Here is a 21863-nt window from a genome sequence, read left to right as displayed (position 1 = left end):
GCCGGCCGGATGTTCAGGCGGTGACGACGGCGGCGCGGCGGCGGCGGGCGCTCGCCCCGACCAGGCCGAAGCCGCCGATCAGCATCGCCCAGGTCGCCGGCTCGGGTACGCCGCCGACGGCGGGTGCATTGCCGGTCACCAGCACGTTCGACAGACCCCACGCCTCGTCGCCCAGCCCCTGGTCGGCGCCGGCATAGGCGAAGGTCAGCGTGTTGCTGCCCGCGAGCAGGCTGATCGGCACGCTGACCTGCGCGGTGCCGCCCTGGCCGAAGCCGTTGTTGATCGCGCTCTGCGTTGCACCAGCGGGCGCGAGCAGGACGTTGACCGGGCTGCCGAAGCCGCCGAGATCGAACTGCGCGCTATAGACCGCGGTCCCGTTGACGCTGAGCGTGAACGTGTCGGCGAGCGGCCCGGCGTTGATGCCGTCGAGCGTCCGGTAGCCGTTGATCTGGAATGTCGCGCTGCCCGCCCCGGCCCCGGCGGTGAACGCTGCGCCGATGCTGCCCGGCGACCCCGTCTCGGCGGTCGGACCGGTCAGCGTGTACAGCGTCGCGGCATTGGCGGCGGACGCGGCGAACAGCGCGCCGCACGCGAGAATCAGCAACTTCATGACGAAAGCCTCCCATGGCATCCCCTGATGCCCGCGCGACTGATCGCAGCGTCCCGCGACCGGCGATTGTAATTTCCCGCCACCTGCCGTTTCTTGAGTGCGCGGGGGAGGCGGGACGTGGCGGAGACGGGGGCTCTGGCGGTGCGGATGCTGCGGCCGGCGGAGGCGCTGCGCGGCCTCGTCGACGCCTATTACATCGTGGCGACCGAGGTCGCGGTGGCGGACCAGCTGCTCGCCGGGCCGGGCAATATCCGCTTCACGCTGGCGGGCGAATGGCGGCTGACGTCGAACGGCGTGCACATTCCGACGCCGCCGCGCGCCGCGCTGTTCGGTCCGACCGACCGCGCCGCGACCTTCGCCTCGACGGGCGCGGCGATCATGCTCGGCGCCGGCCTGACGCCGACGGGCTGGGCGCAACTGTTCGATGTCGCGGCGAGCACGCTGCGCAACCGGGTCTGCGAGCTGGCCGACGTCGCCGGTGACCACGACACCGCGCGCATCGACGCCGCCCTTGCCGTCGCGCCCGACGATGCGGGGATCGCCGCCGCGCTCGACGCCTGGCTCATCGCCCGCGCGGCTGCCCGGCGCGCCGCCGACCCGCGCATCGCGGCGGTGCACCGCGCGCTGCTCGCGGCGCCTGTCGATGTCCCCGGCTTCGCCGCCGCGGCGGGCGTGTCCGAGCGGACCCTGCACCGCCTGTGCCTGCGCGCGCTGGGCTTCGCGCCCAAGGCGCTGCTGCGCCAGAAGCGCTTCCTGCGAACGCTCGAGCGCGTGCGCGGCGTCCTCGACCGGCCGCTGTCGGGGCTGATAGACGACGGCTATGTCGATCAGTCGCACTTCAACCGCGACTTCCGCTATTTCATGGGAACGACGCCGACCGCCTATTTCGACAGCCCGCGCGAGATCATGCGCCGCGCCGCCGTCGCCCGCCGCACCGCAACCGGGCGCGGGCTGCAGGGGCTTCACCCCGCCGCTGCGTGACGCCCGCCGCGCGACCCGCTAGACCGGCGCCATGCCCCAGAACCACCTCTACCTCGTCGACGGCTCGGGTTACATCTTCCGCGCCTATCACCGCCTGCCGCCGCTGACCGATCCGCAGGGCACGCCCGTCGGGGCGGTATATGGCTTCACCGCGATGCTGTGGAAGCTGATCGAGGAATTGAATAAGGCGGAGGCGCCGACGCATCTCGCGGTGATCTTCGACGCCGGGGCGGTTACGTTCAGGAACGAGATGTACGCCGGCTACAAGGCCCAGCGGCCGCCGCCGCCCGAGGACCTGGTGCCGCAGTTCCCGCTGATCCGCGACGCGGTGCGGGCGTTCGGGGTGCCGTGCATCGAGCAGGAGGGGGTCGAGGCGGACGATATCATCGCGTCCTATGCGCTGGCGGCGCTGCGCGAGGGCTATGCGGTCAGCATCGTCAGCTCCGACAAGGACCTGATGCAGCTGATCCAGCCGGGTCTCGACATGTACGACACGATGAAGAACTGCCGCGTCAACCGCGAGGATGTCATCGCCAAGTTCGGCGTGCCGCCCGAGCAGGTCGGCGAGGTGCTCGCGCTGATGGGCGACTCGGTCGACAACGTGCCCGGCGTGCGCGGCGTCGGACCCAAGGGCGCGGCCGAACTGATCCAGCAGTTCGGCACCGTCGACGAACTCCTGTCGCGCCTCGACGAGGTCAAGCGGCCCAAGCTACGCGACATGCTGGCCGCCAGCGCCGACGACGCGCGCATGTCGCGGGAGCTGGTGCGGCTGAAGGACGACCTGCCGCTCCACGACCCGCTCGACAAGCTGGTGCTCAAGGAGCCGTCGCAGGACAGTCTCGCGCCGTTCCTCGCGAAGCACGGGTTCCGCGCCCTGCTCTCGAAGCTGGGGCGCGAGACCGAGGCGGCGCACGCGGCACCCGCCGCCGACACGCCCGCGGTGCCGTTCGACCATGCGGCGTACGAGTGCGTGACGACGATGGAGCGCCTCGACTGGTGGATCGAGCAGGCGACGACGCACGGGCTCGTCGCGGTCGACAGCGAAACCAATCACCTCGACGCGACGCGCGCCTGCCTGGTCGGCCTGAGCCTCGCGCTCGCCCCCGGCGTCGCCTGTTACGTGCCGCTCGACCACAAGACCGGCGAGGGGCTGCTGGCGGAACCTGTCGACCAGTTGAGCGCCAAGGAGGTCATTGTGCGTCTCAACCCGCTGTTCGCGAACCCTGCGGTGGTCAAGGTCGGGCAGAATTTGAAGTACGACCTGATCGTCTTCGGGCGGCATGGGGTGGAGACGATCGCCCCGTACGAGGACACGATGCTGATGAGCTATGCGCTCGATGGCGGGCGCTGGAACGGTCACGGCATGGACGACCTGTCGGTGCGCCACCTCGGCCATACGCCGATCAGCTACAAGGAGGTCACCGGTACCCACAAGTCGCGGGTGACGTTCGATTTCGTGCCCCTCCGCCGCGCCACCGATTATGCCGCCGAGGACGCCGACGTAACGCTGCGGCTGTACGAGAAGCTGCGCGCCCGGCTGTGGCGCGAGCAGGCGACGCGCATCTACCAGACCGTCGACCGGCCGCTGATCCCCGTCGTCGCGGCGATGGAGCGCGACGGCATCCTCGTCGACCGCGCCCAGCTTGCAGCGATGTCGGCGGCGTTCGAAACCGAGATCGCGGCACTCGAGGCGACGATCCACGAGCAGGCGGGGCACAAGTTCACCATCGGCAGCCCCAAGCAGCTCGGCGAGGTGCTGTTCGAAAAGCTTGGCCATGCCTCGGGCAAGAAGTCGGGCAAGACCGGCGCGTTCGCGACCGACGTCACCGAACTCGAACGGCTGGCGGCGAGCGGGGTCGAGATCGCCGCGCGGGTGCTCGAATGGCGTTCGCTGACCAAGCTCAAGTCGACCTACACCGACTCGCTGCAGCAGCAGATCCTGCCCGAGACGGGGCGCGTCCACACCTGCTTCGGCCTCGCGTCGACGACGACGGGCCGCCTCAGCTCGACCGATCCGAACCTGCAGAACATTCCGATCCGCACCGAACAGGGGCGGCGCATCCGCCACGCCTTCGTCGCAGCCCCCGGCAACGTCATCCTGGCTGCCGATTACAACCAGATCGAGCTGCGCCTCGTCGCGCACATCGCCGACGTGCCCGAGCTGAAGCAGGTCTATTCGGAAGGCGGCGACGTCCACGCGCTGACCGCGCAGGAAGTGTTCGGCGAGGTCACCCGCGACACCCGCGCGCGCGCCAAGACGATCAATTTCTCGATCATTTACGGGATCAGCGCGTTCGGGCTGGCGCAGCGGCTGGCGATCGATCGCGGCGAGGCGGCGCGCTATATCGAGCTGTATTTCAGCCGCTTCCCCGGCATCCGCAACTATATGGCGGAGACGATCGCGAGCGCGAAGGAACTGGGCTTCGTCAGCACGCTGCACGGCCGCAAGGTCCACGTGCCGCAGATCTTCTCGAAGCAGATGGGCGAGCGGCAGAACGCCGAGCGCCAGGCGGTCAACGCGCGCGTCCAGGGCACCGCCGCCGATATCGTCAAGCGTGCGATGGCGCGGATGCCGGGCGCGCTGGCGGATGCAGGGCTGACGCAGACGCGCATGCTGCTGCAGGTCCACGACGAACTCGTCTTCGAGGTCGCCGAGGGCGAGGTCGCGGCGGCGTCGGAGGTCATACGCACCGTCATGGCGGCGGCGACGGGTCCTTCGGTGACGCTGTCGGTGCCGCTCGGCGTCGAGATCGGTACGGGGCGTAGCTGGGGCGACGCGCACTGACCTGCAGGTCGATGAATGAAAATTCAGAAATATTTGTGACAGGCGCAACGGTCCGCCGTGCAGCCTCGTATCTGTGCCCGGGACTATGGGGTCCGCGTACCGGTATCGTCACAGGAGGCATCTTACATGCGCATGAAGTTCAAGCTCGGCGTCGCACTGCTCGCGGTCGCTTTTCCCGCTTCACAGGCCAGCGCTGAGCGCATTTTCGGGCTGACCACCGGCAACACGATCGTCACCTTCGATTCGAGCACGCCGGGCGTGACGACCACGTCGGGGGCGATTGCCGGCCTGGGCGGCGACACGCTGACCGGCCTCGACCTGCGTCCCGCGACGGGCACGCTGTACAGCGTCGGCACCAGCGGCACGGTCTATGCGATCAACAAGGACGCCTCGGGTCGCGGCTACACCGCCGTGTCGCAGGGCGTCGCGACGACCCCGACGGGCGCTGCGTTCGGCCTCGACTTCAACCCGGTCCCCGATCGCATCCGCCTGATCAGCAACACCGATCAGAACCTGCGCATCAATCCGACGACCGGCGCGACGATCGTCGACACCGTGATCACCTCGAACATCGGCAACGTCGACATCATCGGTGCCGCCTATACCAACAGCCGTCCGGGCGCGACCGCGACGGTGCTGTACGCGTTCGACGCGCTCAACGACACGCTGCTGCGTTCGACCAACCCGAACGGCGGCGTCTACACCAACACCAACCTCGCCGGCGCGACCTTCGGCGCGTTCGGCTTCGACATTCCGGTGACGTCGAACTTCGGCTTCGACATCTCGGGTGGCACGGGCAGCGCGTTCGCGAACCTCGACAACGTCTTCGGCTCGGTCAACCTGACGACCGGCGTCGGCACGATCATCGGCAACATCGGCGCGGGCAACCTCGTCGACATCACCGCCGCCTCGGTGCCCGAGCCTGCCAGCTGGGCGCTGATGATCGGTGGCTTTGGCCTCGTCGGTGCAGCGATGCGCCGTCGCGTCGCAACCGTCGCAACCGTCGTCACTGCCTGAACCGACTGACCCGGCACCGCTTTTGGTGCCGGGTCGTTTCGACTGCGTCGCCATTGTCCCCGGGCGGCGAATCGGGTAATGTTCGTTAACGGCGCGGGGGCGCACAGGGAGGCTAATTGATGCGCACTTTGCTCAAATTCTGCGGCGTCGTTCTGGCGGTCGCGGCAGCCGCGGGTCCGGCCCAGGCCGAGCGCCTGTTTGGTCTCACCGCTGGCAATGCCATCGTCACCTTCGATTCCGACACGCCGGGCACCGTGCTGACGTCGGGCGCGATCAGCGGTCTGGGCACCAACGTGCTGACCGGAATCGACCTGCGCCCCGCCACGCGCCAGCTCTACTCGCTGTCGACGACGGGCAACCTGTTCCAGATCGTCAAGAACGCCAGCGGCCGCGACTTTACCGCGACGCTGGTCGGCAATATCTCGACGGGCTTCAACGGCAACCGCTTCGGCACCGACTTCAACCCGGTTCCCGACCGGCTGCGCTTCGTCACCGACTTCGACAACAACCTGCGCATCAACCCGGCCACGGGCGCGACCATCGTCGACGGCACGATCTCGGCGCCCGGTGCGGAGGCGCTGGTCGGCGTCGCCTATACCAACAGCCGCGCCGGCGCGACGACGACGACGCTCTACGCGCTCGACGCCTCGGGCAACGAGCTGCTGCGTTCGGACAATCCCAACGCCGGTACCTACGTCAATACGAACCTCGCCGGCGTTGCCTTCGGTCCGCTGGGCGTCACGCTCGGTGGCGGCAACTCGGTCGGCTTCGACATCTCGGGCGGCACGGGCGACGCGTTCTTCAACGTCGGCTCGTCGCTTTACGCGCTTAACCTGACGACCGGCGCGGCGACGTCGATCGGCACGGTTGGCGCGGGTTCGCTGATCGGCCTGACCGCCGCTTCGGTTCCCGAGCCGGCGGCCTGGGCGCTGATGATCGGCGGCTTCGGCCTCGTCGGTGCAGCGATGCGCCGCCGCGGCATCGCGACCGTCGCGGCCTGACGCACTTGCGACCCGCCGCTACCCGAACGGGTGGCGGCGGGCGCAGTTACAGGAAGAGTTCCGCCGCCGCATCGACGATCGCGGCGGCATCCAGCCGATACTCACGGTACAGGTCGTCCAGGTCACCGGTTTGCCCAAAGCGGTCGACGCCCAACGGGCTGACGCGCATGCCGCGCACCCCGCCGAGCCACGACAGCGTCCCCGGCGATCCGTCGACCACGGTGACCAGGCCTGCCGTCGGCGATAGTGCAGCGAGTAGCTTTGCAGCGTGGCTTTCGGCGCGCGTCCCCGTCCAGCGGGCGGCGCGCGCCGCCGACCAGCCGCGGTGCAGCAGGTCGGGCGACGTCACCGACAGCAGCCCGATGCCGGGCAGGTCGTCCTTCAATTGCTCCCACGCGGCCAGCGCCTCGGGCAGCAGCGCCCCCATCGCGACGATCGCCGCCTCCGCCCCCGGTGCCGGGGGTTTCAGCCAGTAACCGCCCGCCAGGGCGCCTGCCTCCCAGCGGTCGTCGGTGCGTTCGACCTGCGCGATGCTGCGCGTCGTCAGGCGCAGGTAGACCGCGCCGCCATCATCCGCCTGCATGTGATCGAACGCCCAGCGCATGGTCAGCGCGAGCTCGTCGGCAAATGCGGGCTCGAAATAGGTCAGGCCCGGCTGGCCCATGCCGATCAGCGGCGAATTGATCGACTGGTGCGCGCCGCCCTCGGGCCCCAGCGTCACGCCGCTCGGCGTCGCGACAAGCAGGAAGCGGGCATTCTGGTAGCAGCCGTAGTTCAGCGCATCGAGGCCGCGCGCGATGAACGGGTCGTAGACGGTCCCGACGGGCAGCAGCCGCGTGCCGAACAGCGGTGCCGACAGGCCGGCGGCGGCGAGCATCAGGAACAGGTTGTTCTCGGCGATGCCCAGCTCGATGTGCTGCCCCGCCGGCCGCCCTGCCCATTTCTGCGCACTCGGGATCTTCGCCAGGTTGAACACGTCGGCGGTGTCGTTGCGACGGAACAGCCCGCGCTGGTTGACCCACGCCCCCAGGTTGGTGCTGACCGTCACGTCGGGTGACGTCGTGACGATATGGTCGGCGATCTCCTCCCCCGACTTCGACAGGTCGAGGAGGATGCGGCCGAAGGCGGCCTGCGTCGATTGCTCGGCACCGTCGGGAACCGCGAAGCGCGCCGGCACCTCGACCGCGGGGAACGGCCGGCCGGCGACCTTGGCGTGGAGCGGCGAGCCTTCCACGAACGCCCGCACCTGCGCCTGCTCATTGCCGCCCAGCCCCGCGAAAGGCAGCCACTCGTCCCCCGGCGCGATGCCCATCGAGGCGCGCAGCGCGCCGATCTGGCCGGGGTTCATCAGCCCGGCGTGATTGTCCTTGTGGCCCGCGAACGGCAGGCCGTAGCCCTTGATCGTGTAGGCGATGAAGCAGGTCGGCACGTCGTCCTGCGCACTCGCGAACGCCTCGAGCAAAGTCTCGATGCAATGCCCGCCGAGGTTGGTCATCAGCCGCGCGAGCGCCGGATCGTCGTAATCGGCCAGCAGCTCCGCCACGGACTCGCCGATGTCGGCGAGCAGCCGCGCGCGCCACGCCGCGCCGCCCTGATAGGTCAGCGCCGCATATTCGGCGTTGGGGCAGGCGTCGATCCACGCTTCGAGTGCGCCGCCGCCGGGCTTCGCGAATGCCGCCTGCTGCAGCTTGCCCGACTTCAGCGTCAGGACGCGCCACCCGCACGTCGCGAAGATGTCGTCGAAGCGGTCGAACATGCGGTCGGCGGTGGTGTGGTCGAGGCTCTGGCGGTTGTAGTCGACGATCCACCAGCAGTTGCGGACGTCGTGCTTGTAGCCCTCGATCAGGCACTCGTAGATATTGCCCTCGTCGAGCTCGGCGTCGCCCATCAGCGCGATCATCCGGCCCTTGTCCGCCGCCGCGAGCCGCCCGTGCGCGACCAGATAGTCCTGCACGAGCGACGCGAACGCCGTGACCGCGACGCCGAGGCCGACCGAGCCGGTCGAGAAATCGACCGGAATCGCGTCCTTGGTGCGGCTTGGGTAGCTCTGCATCCCGCCGAAGCCGCGGAAGGCCTGCAGCTGCTCGAGCGACTGGCGGCCGAGCAGATATTCGATGGCGTGCAGCACCGGCCCGGCGTGCGGCTTGACCGCGACGCGGTCGTTGGGGCCGAGCGCCGAGAAGTACAGCGCGGTCATGATCGTCGAGATCGACGCGCACGACGCCTGGTGGCCGCCGACCTTCAGCCCGTCGCGCGACTCGCGCAGGTGGTTGGCGTTGTGGATCGTCCAGGCGCTCAGCCAGCGCAGCCGCGCATCGAGCGTGTCGAGCGTCGCCACGCGGTCGAGCAGGTTGGTCATGTCCGCGTCATAGCCGCGCCGCCGCCGCGATGGGAAGGGTGCCGCTGCGGCACCCCTCCGATCAGCACAGCTCGACGCGCTCGGGCGTGAAGCGCAGCCGCGTCGTCAGCAGCGCGCGGAAGGTGTTGTAGCCCCCCGTGCCCGGCGCGAAGGCGTGGAAGAACAGCTGCGGCTCGCCGTCGAGCCCCTCCGCGACCGAGGCATGCCCCGGCGCCCACCAGGCGCGGGTCGTCTTGAGCAGCGGCTCGGTCTGCTTGACGTACGGCCCCAGCGGATGGTCGGCGACCGCGACGCCGATGCCGTAGGCGGGCGTGCCGAAGTCGTTGCCGGCATAGAACAGCCAGTAGCGCCCCTGCTGGTAGGTCACCCACGGGCCCTCGATCAGATGCCCCTCCCAGTCGAGGTCGTTCGCCAGCACCAGCGCATCCTCGCCGATCAGTTCGCCGGTCTCCGACAGGCGCTGCGCGTGGATCGGGGTGGTCAGCGCGGCGACGATCATCTCCGCCTCGGGCACCTCGGCCAGCAGCGTCTTGGCGTGATCCCAGTTGTCGAGCACCGCCTCGATCAGCGGACCCATCAGGAAGAAGCGCTCCATCGGCCGCCGGCTGTTCGCCCAGGGCTGGATCGCCGCTGCCCATTCGGCGGTCAGCCGGTCGTCGGCCTTGGCGAACAGCCGGTCGATCAGCTCGGGCCGGCGGCGCAGCAGCCCGGCGAGCGGGCGCGGCCAGATGCCGTTGGTGTCGCGCTTCCAGAAAAGATAGCGGTCGCCGTTGTGGTCGATGAAGATGTGCGAATCGATGACGCCGCCGCTGAGCGCCGGGGTGCCGGTCTCGCCGGTGAACTCGGTGGTGTCGACCGCGTGCCCGCTGAGCAGCGGCTGGCCGATGTCGGTCCACGGGCCGGTCGGGCTGGGCGCCTTCGCAAGGCCGATGGCGAGCGCGTTCGAATGCTGGCGCGCGGTATAGACCAGCCAGTATTCGTCGCCGACCTTCGCCATCTCGGGCGCCCAGAAATCGCCGACGGTGCGCCCCTGCGCGGTCCAGTCGGGGGCCGAGCCTTCCGGAAAGGCGAAGCCCTCGTGCGTCCAGTGCTTGAGGTCGTCGGAGCGCAGGATCGGGAAGGCGTCGGGCGAATCGTTCGACGTCGCGGTCAGGAAATAGCCCTCGTCGGTCTTCAGCACCGCCGGGTCGCCGTAGCCCGCGGTGGTGCGCTCGCTGAGGTTGGTGACGATCAACGGCCGCCAGTCGGGGACGGGGCCGTCGGCGGGCGCCGCGCCGGTATGCGTCTCGGGGTTGCGCGTGCCGAAATCGACCGACAGCGCGCGGAAGAAGGTCAGGTAGTCGGCGTGTTCGCCGGTGGGGATAAGATAGTCGCGGCTCTTGTCGCCGCGCTTGACGGTCAGCCTGGTCGCGACGCCGTCGGCCGCAGCCTCCACCGTGAAGGCGTTCGTGGTATCCATGATAGTCCCTGGATGATTGCGTGGCCGCCGAAACGCGACTAGCGTATTTATCATATAAATCTGAACCTAGGTTGGCCAGAGCAAACGTGGACGAGCCGGCAGACATCATGCGGGGCCTGTACGGCGACGGCATCATCGCGAGGCGCGGGGCGTTCTCGTCCGGCTTCGCCGACCTGATGCGCGAGGATATCGAGACGCTGTTCGCCGAGGCGCAGACACTTGAAGGCGGTACGCTGCCGCGCGGGCCGCAGCGCTGGTACGTCGAGGTCCAGCCCGAACGCATCCGCGGCTTCGTCGAGATCGTCACCCACGACTGGTTCGTGCGCGTCTGCGAGACGGTGCTGGGCACCGACTATCGCATCGTCGAGATCGGCTTCGACATTCCCTTTCCCGGCGCCGCCGACCAGCCGTGGCATCGCGACTTCGCCGTGCCGGAGGCGACGCGCACCGGCCGCCGGCTGAATTCGCTGGCGTTCAACCTGACCACGGTCGACACGGTGCCCGAAATGGGACCGTTCGAGATCGCGCCGGGGACGCAGTGGGATGCCTTCGACGGCTGCGCGCGCGGCATGTTTCCGCCGCGCGAGATCTGGCCGCGCTACATCGAACGCGCCCGCGCCACCCTGCCGCAGCGCGGCGACATCTCGGCGCGGTCGGCGCTGACCATACACCGCGGCACCGCCAACCGCTCGAACACCGCGCGCCCCGTCCTCGTCGTCGGCGTCGACGCGGCGGACGCGACCAACGCCCAGCACCACGACCTGCAGGCGACGCGTGGCTGGCTCGACAGCGTGCCGCCACGCGTCCGCGACCATCTCCACTGCCGGATCGTCGACCGGACCGAGCCCGTCATCCAGCATCATGTCATCGGAGGGCTGCTCGAACCCGCCTATTGATGCAGCACGCCTGTCCGTAATCACCAGAAAGCCGCGATTGACCAGCCTCGTCCTCGATAACGTCAGCAAATCCTATGGTGCGACGCGCGTCCTCGACGGCGTCTCGCTGAGCATGGAGGCGGGCGAGTTCGTCGCCTTCCTGGGGCCGTCGGGCAGCGGCAAGTCGACCCTGTTGCGCATCATCGCGGGGCTGGAAACGCTCGATTCGGGCACGGTGACGCTCGGCGGACGGCGCATCGACACGCTGGCCCCGGGCGCGCGCGACGTCGCGATGGTCTTCCAAGCCTATGCCCTCTACCCGCACATGACAGTCGCCGAGAACATGGCGTTCGGCCTGCGCAACGCGAAGGTGCCCACGGCGGAGATCGAGGCGCGCATCGCCCAGGCCGCGACCTCGCTGGAGATCGGCGACTGGCTCGACCGCAAGCCCGGGCAGCTGTCGGGCGGCCAGCGCCAGCGCGTCGCCATCGGCCGCGCCATCGTCAAGAACCCCGCGCTGTTCCTGCTCGACGAGCCGCTGTCGAACCTCGACGCGGCACTGCGCAACCGCACCCGCGTCGAACTCGCGCAGCTGCGCCAGCGGGTGGCGGCGGCGATCATCATGGTGACGCACGACCAGGCCGAGGCGATGACGCTGGCGGACCGGATCATGGTGATGAACGACTGCCGCATCCAGCAGGTCGGCACGCCGCTGGAGATCTATGCACGGCCCGCCAACGCCTTCGTCGCGCGCTTCGTCGGGTCGCCCGCGATGACGCTCGCGGCGGCGACGCTGGTGGCGGGCGAGGGGACTCACGCACACGCGCGGCTCGGCGACGGCACCCACCTCGCGACCTGCGTCCCGGCGTCGGGGCTGGTCGGCGGCGCGGGGGTCGTCGGGGTGCGCGTCGGGCTGCGTCCCGAACATGTCACGGTCTGCGCGCCGGGCACCGGCACCACCGATGCGCAAGCGATCCTCGTCGAGCGGCTGGGCGACCGCAGCTTCATCTATGCCCAACTCAGCGACGGCGAAGCGATCATCGCGCAGGATCACGGCACCTGCCGCGTCCGCATCGGCGACCGTGTCGGCCTCAGGATCGACGCCGCCGCCGCCGCGCTGTTCACCGCCGACGACACGGCGTGGCACCCGGTCGACGCCGCATGACGGCACGGCGCCCCGGCGGCCCCGCCGCCGCACGGCGGCTGGGCGGCTATGCCTTCATCGCGCCGTTCCTGTTCTTCTACATCGTGCTGCTGATCGTGCCGCTGGTGATGGGCATCTTCATCAGCCTCAACCGCGCCGACCTGTTCGGCAACCGCCGCTTCGTCGGGCTCGACAACTATGTGCGGCTCGCGGGCGACCCGGTGTTCCACCAGTCGCTGCTCAACACCTTCGCGCTGACCTTGCTGATCGTGCCGGTGCTGACCGCGATCACGCTGGCGCTGGCGATCGCGCTCAACCGGCCGTCGCGGTCGGCGGCGGTGTTCCGCGGCATCTTCTTCTCCTCGTCGGTCCTGTCGGTGACCATTGTCACCCTGATCTGGCGCTTCGTGCTGACCCCCGATGGCGGGCTGGTGGCGAAGCTGCTCGGCGCGTTCGGCGAGGCGCCGCTGCCGTTCCTCAGCGACCCCGCCCTGACGATCCCCGCGATCGCGATCACCACGGTCTGGTGGTGCCTCGGCCTGCCGATGATGCTGTTTTTGGCCGGGCTGCAGCAGATCCCCGCCGACCTGTACGAGGCGGCGGCGCTCGACAATGCGAAGCCCTGGACGGTGTTCCGGCGGGTGACGCTGCCGTCGCTGCGCGGTACGCTGGTCACCGTCATCATGCTGCAGACCGCGGGGCAGCTGCAGCTATTCGGCCAGGCACAGCTGCTCACCGGCGGCGGCCCGGGCGGGGCGTCGCGGCCCGTCGTGCTGTTCATCTACGAAGTCGCCTTCGGGCGCTGGGAACTCGGCTATGCGGCCGCCGCGGCGGAGGCGCTCTTCGTCCTCGTCCTCGCGCTGACCGGGCTGCAGTACTGGCTGGTGGCGCGCAAGGGGGCCGACCGGTGAGCCGCGACCGCCTGTCGCTCCCTGCGCTGATCGGCGTGCTGATCGGCGCGGCGATCATGGTCGCGCCGCTGATCTGGACGCTGCTGCTGTCCTTGAAGGGCAATGCCGAGCTGATGCGCGACAGCGCGACGGCCTTCTCGGCGCCCTATACGATCGACAATTACCGCGCGATCGTCACGGGGTCGCTGGTGCCGCGCTGGCTGCTCAACAGCACGATCGTCGCGCTCGGCCAGACCGCAGGGGTGCTTATCCTGTGCAGCCTCGCGGGCTACGGCTTCGCGCGCTTCGAGTTTCCCTACCGGCGCGCGATCTTCGCCTTCGTCGTCATCGGGCTGGCGATCCCTGAGCAGGCGGTGATCCTGCCGCGCCACCAGCTGTTCGCGCTGCTCGGGCTGCACAACTCTTATCCCGGCCTGATCCTGCCCGGCCTCGTCGCGCCGTTCGGCGTATTGTTCATGACGCAATATTTCCGCGCCATTCCGCGCGACCTCGACGAGGCGGCGCTGCTCGACGGCGCATCGCGGCTGACCCTGTTCTGGAAGGTGCTGCTGCCGCTGACGATTCCCGCGCAGGCGACGCTCGGCGTCTTCACCTTCCTGGGCGCTTGGAACGATTACTGGTGGCCGCTGATCTCGGCGACGACGAGCGACCGCTACACGCTGACCGTCGGCCTCGCGTCGAGCCAGATGAACTATGCGCAGACCAGCGGGCTGGGCTTCCTGATGGCGCAGGCGGTGTTCGCGTCGGTGCCGATCCTCGCGGTGTACGTGATCTTCCAGAAGCAGATCGTCCGCGCCATGGCCGGGACCGCAGTGCGATGACGCGCGCTTTGCTTATGCTGCTCGCCCTGGCGCTGGCCGGTTGCGGCGCGCGCGACGACCGGACCGAGATCGTCGTCCAGCGCTTCTTCGGCGAATGCGGCGCGGTCTACGGCCAGAGCATCGACGTCGCCAAGGCCGAGACCGAGTGCGGCATCCTGACGACGATCATCAATCGCTTCGAGGCCGAGAACCCCGACGTGAAGGTCCGCCTCAACGTCGTCGCGTGGCCGGGCTATCCGCAGCTCGCGGCGCAGATCGCGGCGGGCGACCCGCCCGATCTCGTGACGATGCACCAGTCGGTTATCTCCGACTATGCCGGCGGCGGGCTGCTCGAGCCGGTCGACGGGCTGCTCGCCCAGGCCGGGATTGCGCCGGCGCAGATGACCGATGCGGCGCGGCGCGGCGTGACCAAGTCGGGGCGCACCTACGGCCTGCCGATCGACACGATCGGGCGGCTGTTCCACATCAACACGCGGCTGATGCGCCAGGCGGGGCTGATGCAGGGCGACCGTCCGATCCTGCCCGGCTCCCCCGACGAGCTGCTGCGCCAGGCGCGCCAGTTCCGCGCCGCGACGGGCAAGCCCTACCTGCTGCAGGGGCAGGTCGCCGCGCCCGACGTCAACGTCGGAAACCTCTATACCTATCTGCTGGCGCAGGACGCGGTGATCTTCCCCGACGCGCGCCATGTCCGCCTCGCGACGCCCGAGGCGACGCGGATCGTCAACCTGTACAAGCAGCTCGCGGCCGAGCGGCTGAGCCCGCTGGACCAGGATTTCTCGGCTGCGCATAACGCCTTCATCGGCGGGCAGGGCGGCATCCTCGCGACGGGCACCTGGATGATCGGCGCCTATGACGAGGTCGCACGCGATCCGGCCAGCAAGCTGCACGACAGCTATACCGTGCTGCCCTACCCCCGCCTGTGGGGACGCGCGGCGGCGTTCGTCGATGGCCATGCCTGGGTGGTGCCGAAGCACGAGCGCGGCGCGGCCGAGCAGGCGGCGATCGCGCGCTTCCTGAAGCACATGGCGCGCTATGATTTCGACTGGACGCGCACCGGGCATCTGCCGGCGTTCCGCGCGATCCTCGACCGGCCCGACTTCAAGGCGCTCCCGCATCGAACCGACATCGCCGCAATGGCCGCGACGGGCCAGCAGCTGCCCGGCTATGTGCCGCGCCAGTCGGCGATCCAGGGGCTGATCGGCGAGGAGCTCGAGGCGGCGGTCAGCGGGCAGAAGCCGGTCGACCAGGCGCTCAAGGATGCCGAACGACGCGTCAACGAGCTGCTCGGCGAGATGCTCTAGCCCTCCGACGCCTCGACCGTCGCGACCAGCGCCAGCACGGCATCGATCAGCGATTTCATCGCGCGGTGCGCCCCGTCCGGATTGCGCGCCTCGATCGCGCTCAGCACGGCGCGATGCTGGGGCAGGTTGGCGGTTCGGCCGTTGAAGCGGTTGGTGAAGCGGATCGAGGTGCGCAGCGCGGTTTCGACCAGGTCCTGGAACTGCATGTAGAACGGATTGCCCGAGGCGCGAAGGATCGCGAGGTGGAAGGCGATGTCGGCCTCCAGCGGGTCGTCGTCGCCGGCGTCGGCCGCCGCCATGCGGTCGAAGCCGCGCGCGATCGCCGCCACCCCGTCCGCGTCGCCGTGGCGCGCCGCGAGGGCTGCTGCGGCAGGCTCGATGGCGACGCGCAGATCGCTGAACTGGCGCAGCAGCCGCACCGAGAATTTGCGTTCGAGCAGCCAGCGCAGCACGTCGGCGTCGAACAGGTTCCACAGACCGGATGGCTGGACGGTGGTGCCCTTGCGCGGTCGCGCGGTCAGCAGGCCCTTGGCGGTCAGCATCTTGACCGCCTCGCGGGTCACCGACCGGCTGACGCCGTAGCGCGTCGCGAGCACCGCCTCGGTCGGGAACACCGTCCTGTCGTAATGGCCGACGACGATCGCGCGGCCCAGCGTTTCGAGCAGGCCATAGGTCAGGTTGCGCCCCCCCCGCCCCCCCGACTGCAATTCGCCCGACTCGACCGTCATCGCTCCTCCTGCCGCCGCAGACACGCTGCCGCTTGCCGTTACAGGACCTTAACCGCCCAGCGTAATACCACCAGAACATAACCTAGGTTACGATCATCGGATAAATAAGATAATTGTCTTGTCATTGTCCCCATCGCGCAATTATGGACGGCGACGAAGAGCCGCGTCGGCGGCCGTCGTTCAAGGGGAGGTCCAAAGTGCGCCACGCCAGTCTTTTGCGCTGCACGGTTTCGTTCGCGGTGATTGCCGCCGCTACGCCGCTTTGGGCCCAGACCGCCGCACCCGCTCCCGCGGCGCCCGCTGTACCGGCCCCCGCCGCGCCTGCAGCCGCCGCCGATGAAGCTCCGGCCCCCGCCGCGGCGACCCCCGCTACCCCGGGCGCGACCGCCGCAGCCGACGAGGGTGAGGCCGAGGAGATCATCGTCACCGGCATCCGCGAGAGCCTCGCCTCGTCGCAGAACCTCAAGCGCCGCTCGGTCCAGGTCGTCGACGCGGTCGTCGCCGAGGACATCGGCAAGCTGCCCGACCTCGCGGTGTCGGATACCGCGGCGCGTATCCCCGGCGTCCAGGTCTATCGCCAGGGCGGCGAAGCATCGCGCGTGCTGGTCCGCGGCCTGCCCGACTTCACCACCACCTACAACGGCCGCGAGATCTTCACCGCCGAAACGCGCGTCGTCGCGCTGCAGGATTTCCCGTCGTCGAACATCGCCGCGCTGGAAGTCTTCAAGACCTCGACCGCCGACCTGGTGGAGCCCGGTCTCGCCGGCCTCGTCAACGTGCGGTCGCGCCGTGCCTTCGACTTCCGCGACGGCCAGATCGCCGGTGCCGTCTGGGGCCTCTATACGCGCCAGGCCGACAAGGCGACGCCGAACTTCAACTTCCTCGCCACCAAGCGCTGGGACACCTCGATCGGCGAGATCGGCATCCTGGTGAACGGCTCGTACACCGAGCTCCAGTATCTCGACAGCGAGCCGTCGAACACCGACTTCATCGCCGATCCCGTGATCAACGGCGTGCGCACCCGCTTCCCCGACGTCCAGCGCCTGTTCTACCGCTCGGGCAACCGCGCGCGGCCCTCGGCGAACGTCTCGCTGCAGTGGAAGCCGGCGGACAATTTCGAGCTGTATTTCGACGGCTTGTGGCAGGGCTTCCGCAACAAGATCGACGACCGCATCCTCGAGGGCTTCCTGTTCGGCGGCGACTACTCGAACCTCGTCTATCGCCCCGGCACCAACATCCTGTCGAGCGGCACGATCAACAATGCCGGCCGTGCGCCCTTCTCGTTCCAGGGCGCCACCTACAACAAGACCAACACCTATCAGTTCGCGGTCGGCGGCAAATATGGCTCCGGCCCGCTGAAACTGTCGTTCGATGCCGCGAAGACGCAGACGACCTTTACCGGCTCGACGATTTCGGCCGACCGCGAGTTCGTCGGCCGTCCGCAGATCGATTTCGATCTCGAGGGGCTGCGCTTCTCCTTCCCGAACTTCGACACGACCAACCCGGCCAACTACCGCTACCTCGGCGTGTTCGAGCAGAACCAGCAGGCGCGCGGCAAGGACATCCAGGTCCGTGGCGACGCCACGTACGAAGTCAGCGACGAGGGTCTGCTGCGCAGCGTGTCGATCGGTGCGCGCTATACCAAGCGCGATGCGCGCCGCGACTTCGGCGACCGCTTCGCCGGTACCAACCTGCCGCTCTCCGGCACGCCGCTGACCTTCGAGCTGGTGCCCGCGGGCTTCCGCGGGTCGGACTTCGAGCCGGTGCGCTTCCTCGCGCCGACCTACGAGAGCCTGCGCGAGAATATCGTCCAGCTGCGGCAGCTGGGCGGCGTCGGCCCCGACGCACCGGTGCGCAACCGGATCTTCACCGCCGACGAAAGCACGCTGGCGGGCTATGGGCAGGTCGCCTACGGCTTCGGCGAGACCATCGACGGCCTCCTCGGCCTGCGCGTCGTGCGGACCAAGACGACGGTCGCCGGCCCGGTGCCGACCGGCATCCCGACGATCGACGAGGGCACCAAGTCGACCGACTATCTGCCAAACGCCAGCATCCGCTGGCGCGCCGACCCGCAGCTGCAGTTCCGCCTCGCCTTCTCGCAGACGCGGACGCGGCCGAACTTCTCCGATCTCGTGCCGTCGATCACCCTCGACGCGCCGCCCCCGGGCGGCGTCGGGACCGACAGTGCGCCGCGCACGGGCCGCGGCGGCAACCCGTTCCTGACGCCGTTCACCTCCGACAACTACGACGCGACGATCGAGTATTATTTCTCGCCGACCGGCTTCGCGTCGGTCGCGCTGTTCCGCCGCGACCTCCAGGGCTTCATCCTCGACGATGTCTTCCGCTTCACCGACCCGACGCTGGGCGTCGTCCAGATCACCGGGCGGACCAACGCCGGCGGCGGCCGCATCAACGGTCTCGAAGCGCAGTTCAACACCTTCTTCGACTTCGACTTCCTGCCGCAATGGGCGCGCAGCTTCGGCATCCAGGCGAACCTCACCTACCTCGATGCGAAGGTCGAGCAGGAGTCGCCGACCACGACGCGCACCAACCCGACGACGCTGATCCTCGACCGGATCACCGGGCCGGAGGTCGGTATCTCGAAGTGGAACTATAATCTCGTCGGGCTTTACGAGCGCGAGGGCTTCTCGGCGCGGCTGACCTACAACGGCCGCTCGCGGTTCCAGGCGCAGCGCCAGGTCCGGCGCAACGACGTCGGTGCACTCGACGATTTCTACCTCGAGGAAGCAAAGCCCGCCGACCGGCTCGACCTGTCGCTCAACTATGACGTGCTTCCGCAGGCGACGGTGTTCTTCGACTGGACAAACATCACCAACACGCCGTTCCGCCAGAGCTTCAGCTCGGCGCGCGGCGGTGCGGACCGGGTCGGCTACGAGCGCTACCTGCGCTACGACGAGGCGACGGTGTCGCTCGGCGTGCGCTTCCGCTTCGGCGGCTAGGGGTTCGCGGGGGCGATCACCGGCGCCCCCGCCGACCACGCCAGCGGCGCGATGTACATGTAGCGGCCCTTGTCGGCGAAGCGGCACTTCGCCGTCGCCGCCCAGGCGTGGAAGACGACCTGCAGCTTTCCCTCGGCCTGGAACACCGTCTGGTGGCCGGGGCCGCTGAGGCAGGCGCCGCCTTCCCGGTCGCTCTTCAGGATCGGGTTCTCGGCCGCCTTGACGCACGGCCCGGCGACAGTCGCGCAGCGCGCATAGCCGATCGCATAGTTCGACATGCGCTGGTCGGGCTCCCAGCCGAAATGGTTGGCGGAGAACAGCAGGACATATTTGCCGTCGGGATCGCGCAGCATCGTCGGCGATTCGACGACGCGCCATTCCCAGCGCTGGTCGTTGCGGATCAGCTCGCTTGGGTTCCCGGTCACTGCCAGCCCGTCGGGGGTCAGCGGCTGCACCCAGATGCGCGACGGCACGAGGTATTTCGGGTTGTTGCCGTCGCTCTTGAACAGCAGGTGCAGCGACCCGTCGGCATCGCGGAACGGGCTGGGGTCGATCGTCCCGCCCAGCGCCTTCTGGCAGACCAGCGGGGTCTCGCTGGCGGACACGAAGGGTCCGCGCGGGTCGGCAGCGCTTGCCACGCCGACGCACTGCAGCCCGCTCGCTCGGTCGGCGGCGGTGAAATACAGGACATAGCGCCCGCCGGCGCGGATCACTTCGGGCGCCCAGGTCCGCCCCGACGCCGCCCAGCGCGGCAGCGTGGGCAGCGCGTCCTGCAGCCGCTCGCCGCTGCGCAGCAGCTGCCACGTCTTGAGGTCGGTCGAGAACGCCATCTGGACGTTCGCCGCGAAGCCCCCGGCGTTGGTCGCATAGGCGAGGTAACCGCCCTTCAGCGGCAATATGAAGGGATCGGGAAAGTCGGTCTCGAACACCGGCGCAAAGGCGCGCTGCGGGGCGAGTCCGAGGGTGGTGAACGCGAGCAGGACAGTCAGGATGCGACGCACAGGGGCTCCTTGCCACGCGGCACTTATCATACTTATTGAGGATATCCAGCGGCCAAGGAAACCCGATGCGCCTTCTCAACCTGTGCATTGCGGTCCTGCTCGCGGCGAGCGGCGCGGCGGCGCGGGCCCCCGACACGGCTCCGCGCATCGCCATCGACGCCGACTTCCCCGACCCGACGCTGCTGCGCGCCGCCGACGGCTACTACTACGTCCACGCGACGCAGGGCGGCGGGCATAATATCCAGGTGGCACGCTCGCGCGACCTAAAGCAGTGGGACCGCCTGCCCGACGCGCTGCCGATAAAGCCCGGCTGGGCGAAGGCGACGCAGGATTTCTGGGCGCCGCACGTCAGCGCGCACGACGGGCGCTATTACCTCTATTACTCGGCGAAGCCCGACGCCGCGCTGACCGACACGGCGCGCGGCCTGTGCCTGGCGGTCGCCACCGCCGACCGGCCGCAGGGGCCGTTCACCGACATCGGCAAGCCGCTGCTGTGCGGTGAGGGGTTCGTGAACATCGACCCGATGGCCTATGACGACCCCGCGACGGGCAAGCGCCTGTTGTACTGGGGGTCGGGGTTCAAGCCGATCAAGGTGCAGGAACTGGCGCGCGACCGCGTGTCGTTCGCCCCCGGCTCGGCCCCCGTCGACCTGCTGCCGACCGACGCGACCGACGACCCCGCCAACTACCGCCGCCTCGTCGAGGGCGCGTGGGTGACGCGGCGCAAGGGCTGGTATTACCTGTTCTACTCGGGCGACAATTGCTGCGGCCCGCAGGCGCATTACGGGACGCTGGTGGCGCGCTCGCGAAAGGCGACGGGGCCGTTCGAGGTCGTCCCCCCGGCGCGCGGCGGGCTGGTCATCGCCGCCGACGCGCGCTGGCTGGCGCCCGGGCACAATGCCGTGATCACCGACGCCAAGGGCCGTCACTGGACCGCCTATCACGCGATCGACCGGCGGCAGACGGGGACGCCCCCGAACTCGCGCCGCATCATGCTGATCGCCCCGGTCGAGTGGCGCGACGGCCTGCCGGTGGTGGCGAAGCAGCCCTAGACGGGGATGTTCAGCGCCTTGAGAAGGGCCTCGTCGATCGTGCCGGCGGGCATGCCCTTGCGGCGGCGATACTCGCTGACCGCCGCCAGCGTGCGCGGCCCTGCATCGCCGTCCGCCGCGCCGATGCCTGAAAAGCCCAGCCGCTGCAGCGCGCGCTGGACGAGCACGATCGTCTCGGCCGTGACCTGCTTTGGCGCAGGCGGCAGCGCCAGGACGCGGATCACCTTGTCGAGCCAGGCGCGACGGTCTTCGATGCCGATCGTGCCGCCGTTGATCCGCCGCGTGCACGCGGTGAAGTCGCCGGTGTCGGCGATGGCGTTCAGGCCGCGCGCCGTCCAGAAACCGCAGGCGATCTCCAGCGCGTGGTCGGCGTGCGCGGCGCGGTCGGGGTCCTCGTCGATCGGCACGGCGGCGACGCGGCCGATGTCGCGGTAATTGTGGCGCCCGGTGATCTGGATATAGCCGCGACCACGGTAGCGGAACCCGTCGCCGCTTGCCGGCGGACCGTTGCCCAGCCGCCCGCCATAGATCTGGTTCGCCAGCTTCTCCGGGTTGTGCGCGAAGGGCTGCGCCGCGGCGACCGTCGGAAAGCGGCGCGGGAATACCGCGACCAGCCGCTGTGCGCTGTAGTTCAGATTTTCGCCGACGATCGTCAGTCCGCCGGACTCGTGGCCCAGCTGCGCGAGCAGGAAGTGCAGCCGCGTGCCCTTGATGCCGCTGCGCTCGAACAGCGTCGGTCCGCGCGTCACCAGCGCAGCGCGGTGTTCGGGTGCGGCGCGTGGAAACAGCGCCATGGCCTGGTCGGCGGTCAGCATCGGCTTGGCTCCGGCTGGTCCCGAGGCACGCGGTATTCCGCTG

General features: G+C 69.3%; 17 protein-coding genes. 11 read left to right on the top strand and 6 right to left on the bottom strand.

Annotated features, from left to right (window positions below):
* Nucleotides 1-13: 13 nt before the first annotated feature.
* The gene (locus FMM06_RS15380) at nt 14-610 is read right to left on the bottom strand and encodes a PEPxxWA-CTERM sorting domain-containing protein (protein WP_185965219.1); all 597 of its coding nucleotides are present in this window, start codon (nt 608-610) and stop codon (nt 14-16) included.
* Between the two features lie 117 nt (nt 611-727).
* On the opposite strand from FMM06_RS15380, the gene FMM06_RS15375 reads away from it, so the two are divergent.
* The 4 genes from FMM06_RS15375 to FMM06_RS15360 all read left to right on the top strand — a co-directional run bounded on the left by FMM06_RS15375 (nt 728) and on the right by FMM06_RS15360 (nt 6394).
* A complete protein-coding gene (locus FMM06_RS15375) occupies nt 728-1591 on the top strand; it encodes a helix-turn-helix domain-containing protein (protein WP_144335200.1) in 864 nt (287 codons plus the stop codon).
* Nucleotides 1592-1622: 31 nt separating this feature from the next.
* On the top strand, nt 1623-4376 hold the full coding sequence (gene polA / locus FMM06_RS15370; RefSeq protein WP_144335199.1) for a DNA polymerase I: 2754 nt from the start codon (nt 1623-1625) through the stop codon (nt 4374-4376).
* Between the two features lie 126 nt (nt 4377-4502).
* Nucleotides 4503-5393 (top strand): DUF4394 domain-containing protein, encoded by an 891-nt coding sequence (locus tag FMM06_RS15365; protein ID WP_144335512.1) that lies wholly within the window; start codon nt 4503-4505, stop codon nt 5391-5393.
* A 119-nt stretch (nt 5394-5512) separates the two neighbouring features.
* Nucleotides 5513-6394, top strand: a complete 882-nt coding sequence (locus FMM06_RS15360; RefSeq protein WP_144335511.1) for a DUF4394 domain-containing protein — start codon at nt 5513-5515, stop codon at nt 6392-6394.
* Between the two features lie 46 nt (nt 6395-6440).
* Here FMM06_RS15360 and FMM06_RS15355 read toward each other — a convergent pair whose 3' ends face one another.
* Together FMM06_RS15355 and FMM06_RS15350 are read right to left on the bottom strand one after the other, a co-directional pair.
* A complete protein-coding gene (locus FMM06_RS15355) occupies nt 6441-8753 on the bottom strand; it encodes a transketolase (RefSeq protein WP_144335198.1) in 2313 nt (770 codons plus the stop codon).
* A 61-nt stretch (nt 8754-8814) separates the two neighbouring features.
* Entirely contained in the window at nt 8815-10212 is a 1398-nt protein-coding gene (locus FMM06_RS15350; protein WP_185965218.1) for a family 43 glycosylhydrolase, read from the bottom strand.
* An 86-nt stretch (nt 10213-10298) separates the two neighbouring features.
* Here FMM06_RS15350 and FMM06_RS15345 point away from each other — a divergent pair, with 86 nt between their 5' ends.
* Genes FMM06_RS15345 through FMM06_RS15325 form a run of 5 tightly spaced genes read left to right on the top strand, consistent with a single transcriptional unit; the run spans nt 10299 to nt 15264 of the window.
* Nucleotides 10299-11108, top strand: coding sequence for a phytanoyl-CoA dioxygenase family protein (locus tag FMM06_RS15345; RefSeq protein WP_235889340.1), 810 nt, complete (start codon nt 10299-10301; stop codon nt 11106-11108).
* 37 nt (nt 11109-11145) lie between these two features.
* Complete coding sequence (locus FMM06_RS15340; RefSeq protein ID WP_185965217.1) at nt 11146-12252, top strand: ABC transporter ATP-binding protein; 1107 nt, start codon at nt 11146-11148, stop codon at nt 12250-12252.
* The gene (locus FMM06_RS15335) at nt 12249-13142 is read left to right on the top strand and encodes a carbohydrate ABC transporter permease (RefSeq protein WP_144335195.1); all 894 of its coding nucleotides are present in this window, start codon (nt 12249-12251) and stop codon (nt 13140-13142) included. The genes FMM06_RS15340 and FMM06_RS15335 overlap by 4 nt, the downstream gene beginning before the upstream one ends.
* Nucleotides 13139-13963 carry a carbohydrate ABC transporter permease gene (locus FMM06_RS15330; protein WP_235889339.1) on the top strand — a complete coding sequence of 275 codons (825 nt, stop codon included), beginning with the start codon at nt 13139-13141 and terminating at the stop codon, nt 13961-13963. The genes FMM06_RS15335 and FMM06_RS15330 overlap by 4 nt, the downstream gene beginning before the upstream one ends.
* A 14-nt stretch (nt 13964-13977) precedes the next feature.
* Entirely contained in the window at nt 13978-15264 is a 1287-nt protein-coding gene (locus FMM06_RS15325; protein ID WP_207790297.1) for an extracellular solute-binding protein, read from the top strand.
* Here the strand turns inward: FMM06_RS15325 and FMM06_RS15320 are convergent.
* Nucleotides 15261-15992 (bottom strand): FadR/GntR family transcriptional regulator, encoded by a 732-nt coding sequence (locus tag FMM06_RS15320; RefSeq protein ID WP_144335193.1) that lies wholly within the window; start codon nt 15990-15992, stop codon nt 15261-15263. The two genes, FMM06_RS15325 and FMM06_RS15320, sit on opposite strands and share 4 nt — an antisense overlap.
* Before the next feature lie 197 nt (nt 15993-16189).
* On the opposite strand from FMM06_RS15320, the gene FMM06_RS15315 reads away from it, so the two are divergent.
* Nucleotides 16190-18952: a TonB-dependent receptor gene (locus FMM06_RS15315; protein WP_144335192.1), complete on the top strand. Its 2763-nt coding sequence runs from the start codon at nt 16190-16192 to the stop codon at nt 18950-18952.
* On the opposite strand, the gene FMM06_RS15310 is transcribed toward FMM06_RS15315, so the two are convergent.
* On the bottom strand, nt 18949-19953 hold the full coding sequence (locus tag FMM06_RS15310; RefSeq protein WP_185965216.1) for a glycoside hydrolase family 43 protein: 1005 nt from the start codon (nt 19951-19953) through the stop codon (nt 18949-18951). The two genes, FMM06_RS15315 and FMM06_RS15310, sit on opposite strands and share 4 nt — an antisense overlap.
* Nucleotides 19954-20018: 65 nt before the next feature.
* Here FMM06_RS15310 and FMM06_RS15305 point away from each other — a divergent pair, with 65 nt between their 5' ends.
* Entirely contained in the window at nt 20019-21005 is a 987-nt protein-coding gene (locus FMM06_RS15305) for a glycoside hydrolase family 43 protein (protein WP_144335190.1), read from the top strand.
* Here FMM06_RS15305 and FMM06_RS15300 read toward each other — a convergent pair.
* Complete coding sequence (locus FMM06_RS15300) at nt 21002-21820, bottom strand: peptidoglycan-binding protein (protein ID WP_144335189.1); 819 nt, start codon at nt 21818-21820, stop codon at nt 21002-21004. The genes FMM06_RS15305 and FMM06_RS15300 overlap by 4 nt on opposite strands.
* Between the last annotated feature and the right edge of the window lie 43 nt (nt 21821-21863).

Origin of the sequence: Glacieibacterium frigidum, assembly GCF_007097155.1 — a bacterium.
Taxonomy (GTDB): domain Bacteria; phylum Pseudomonadota; class Alphaproteobacteria; order Sphingomonadales; family Sphingomonadaceae; genus Glacieibacterium; species Glacieibacterium frigidum.
The sequence above is the reverse complement of the archived record's forward strand: the minus strand, read 5'-3'. Positions and strand labels throughout refer to the sequence as shown.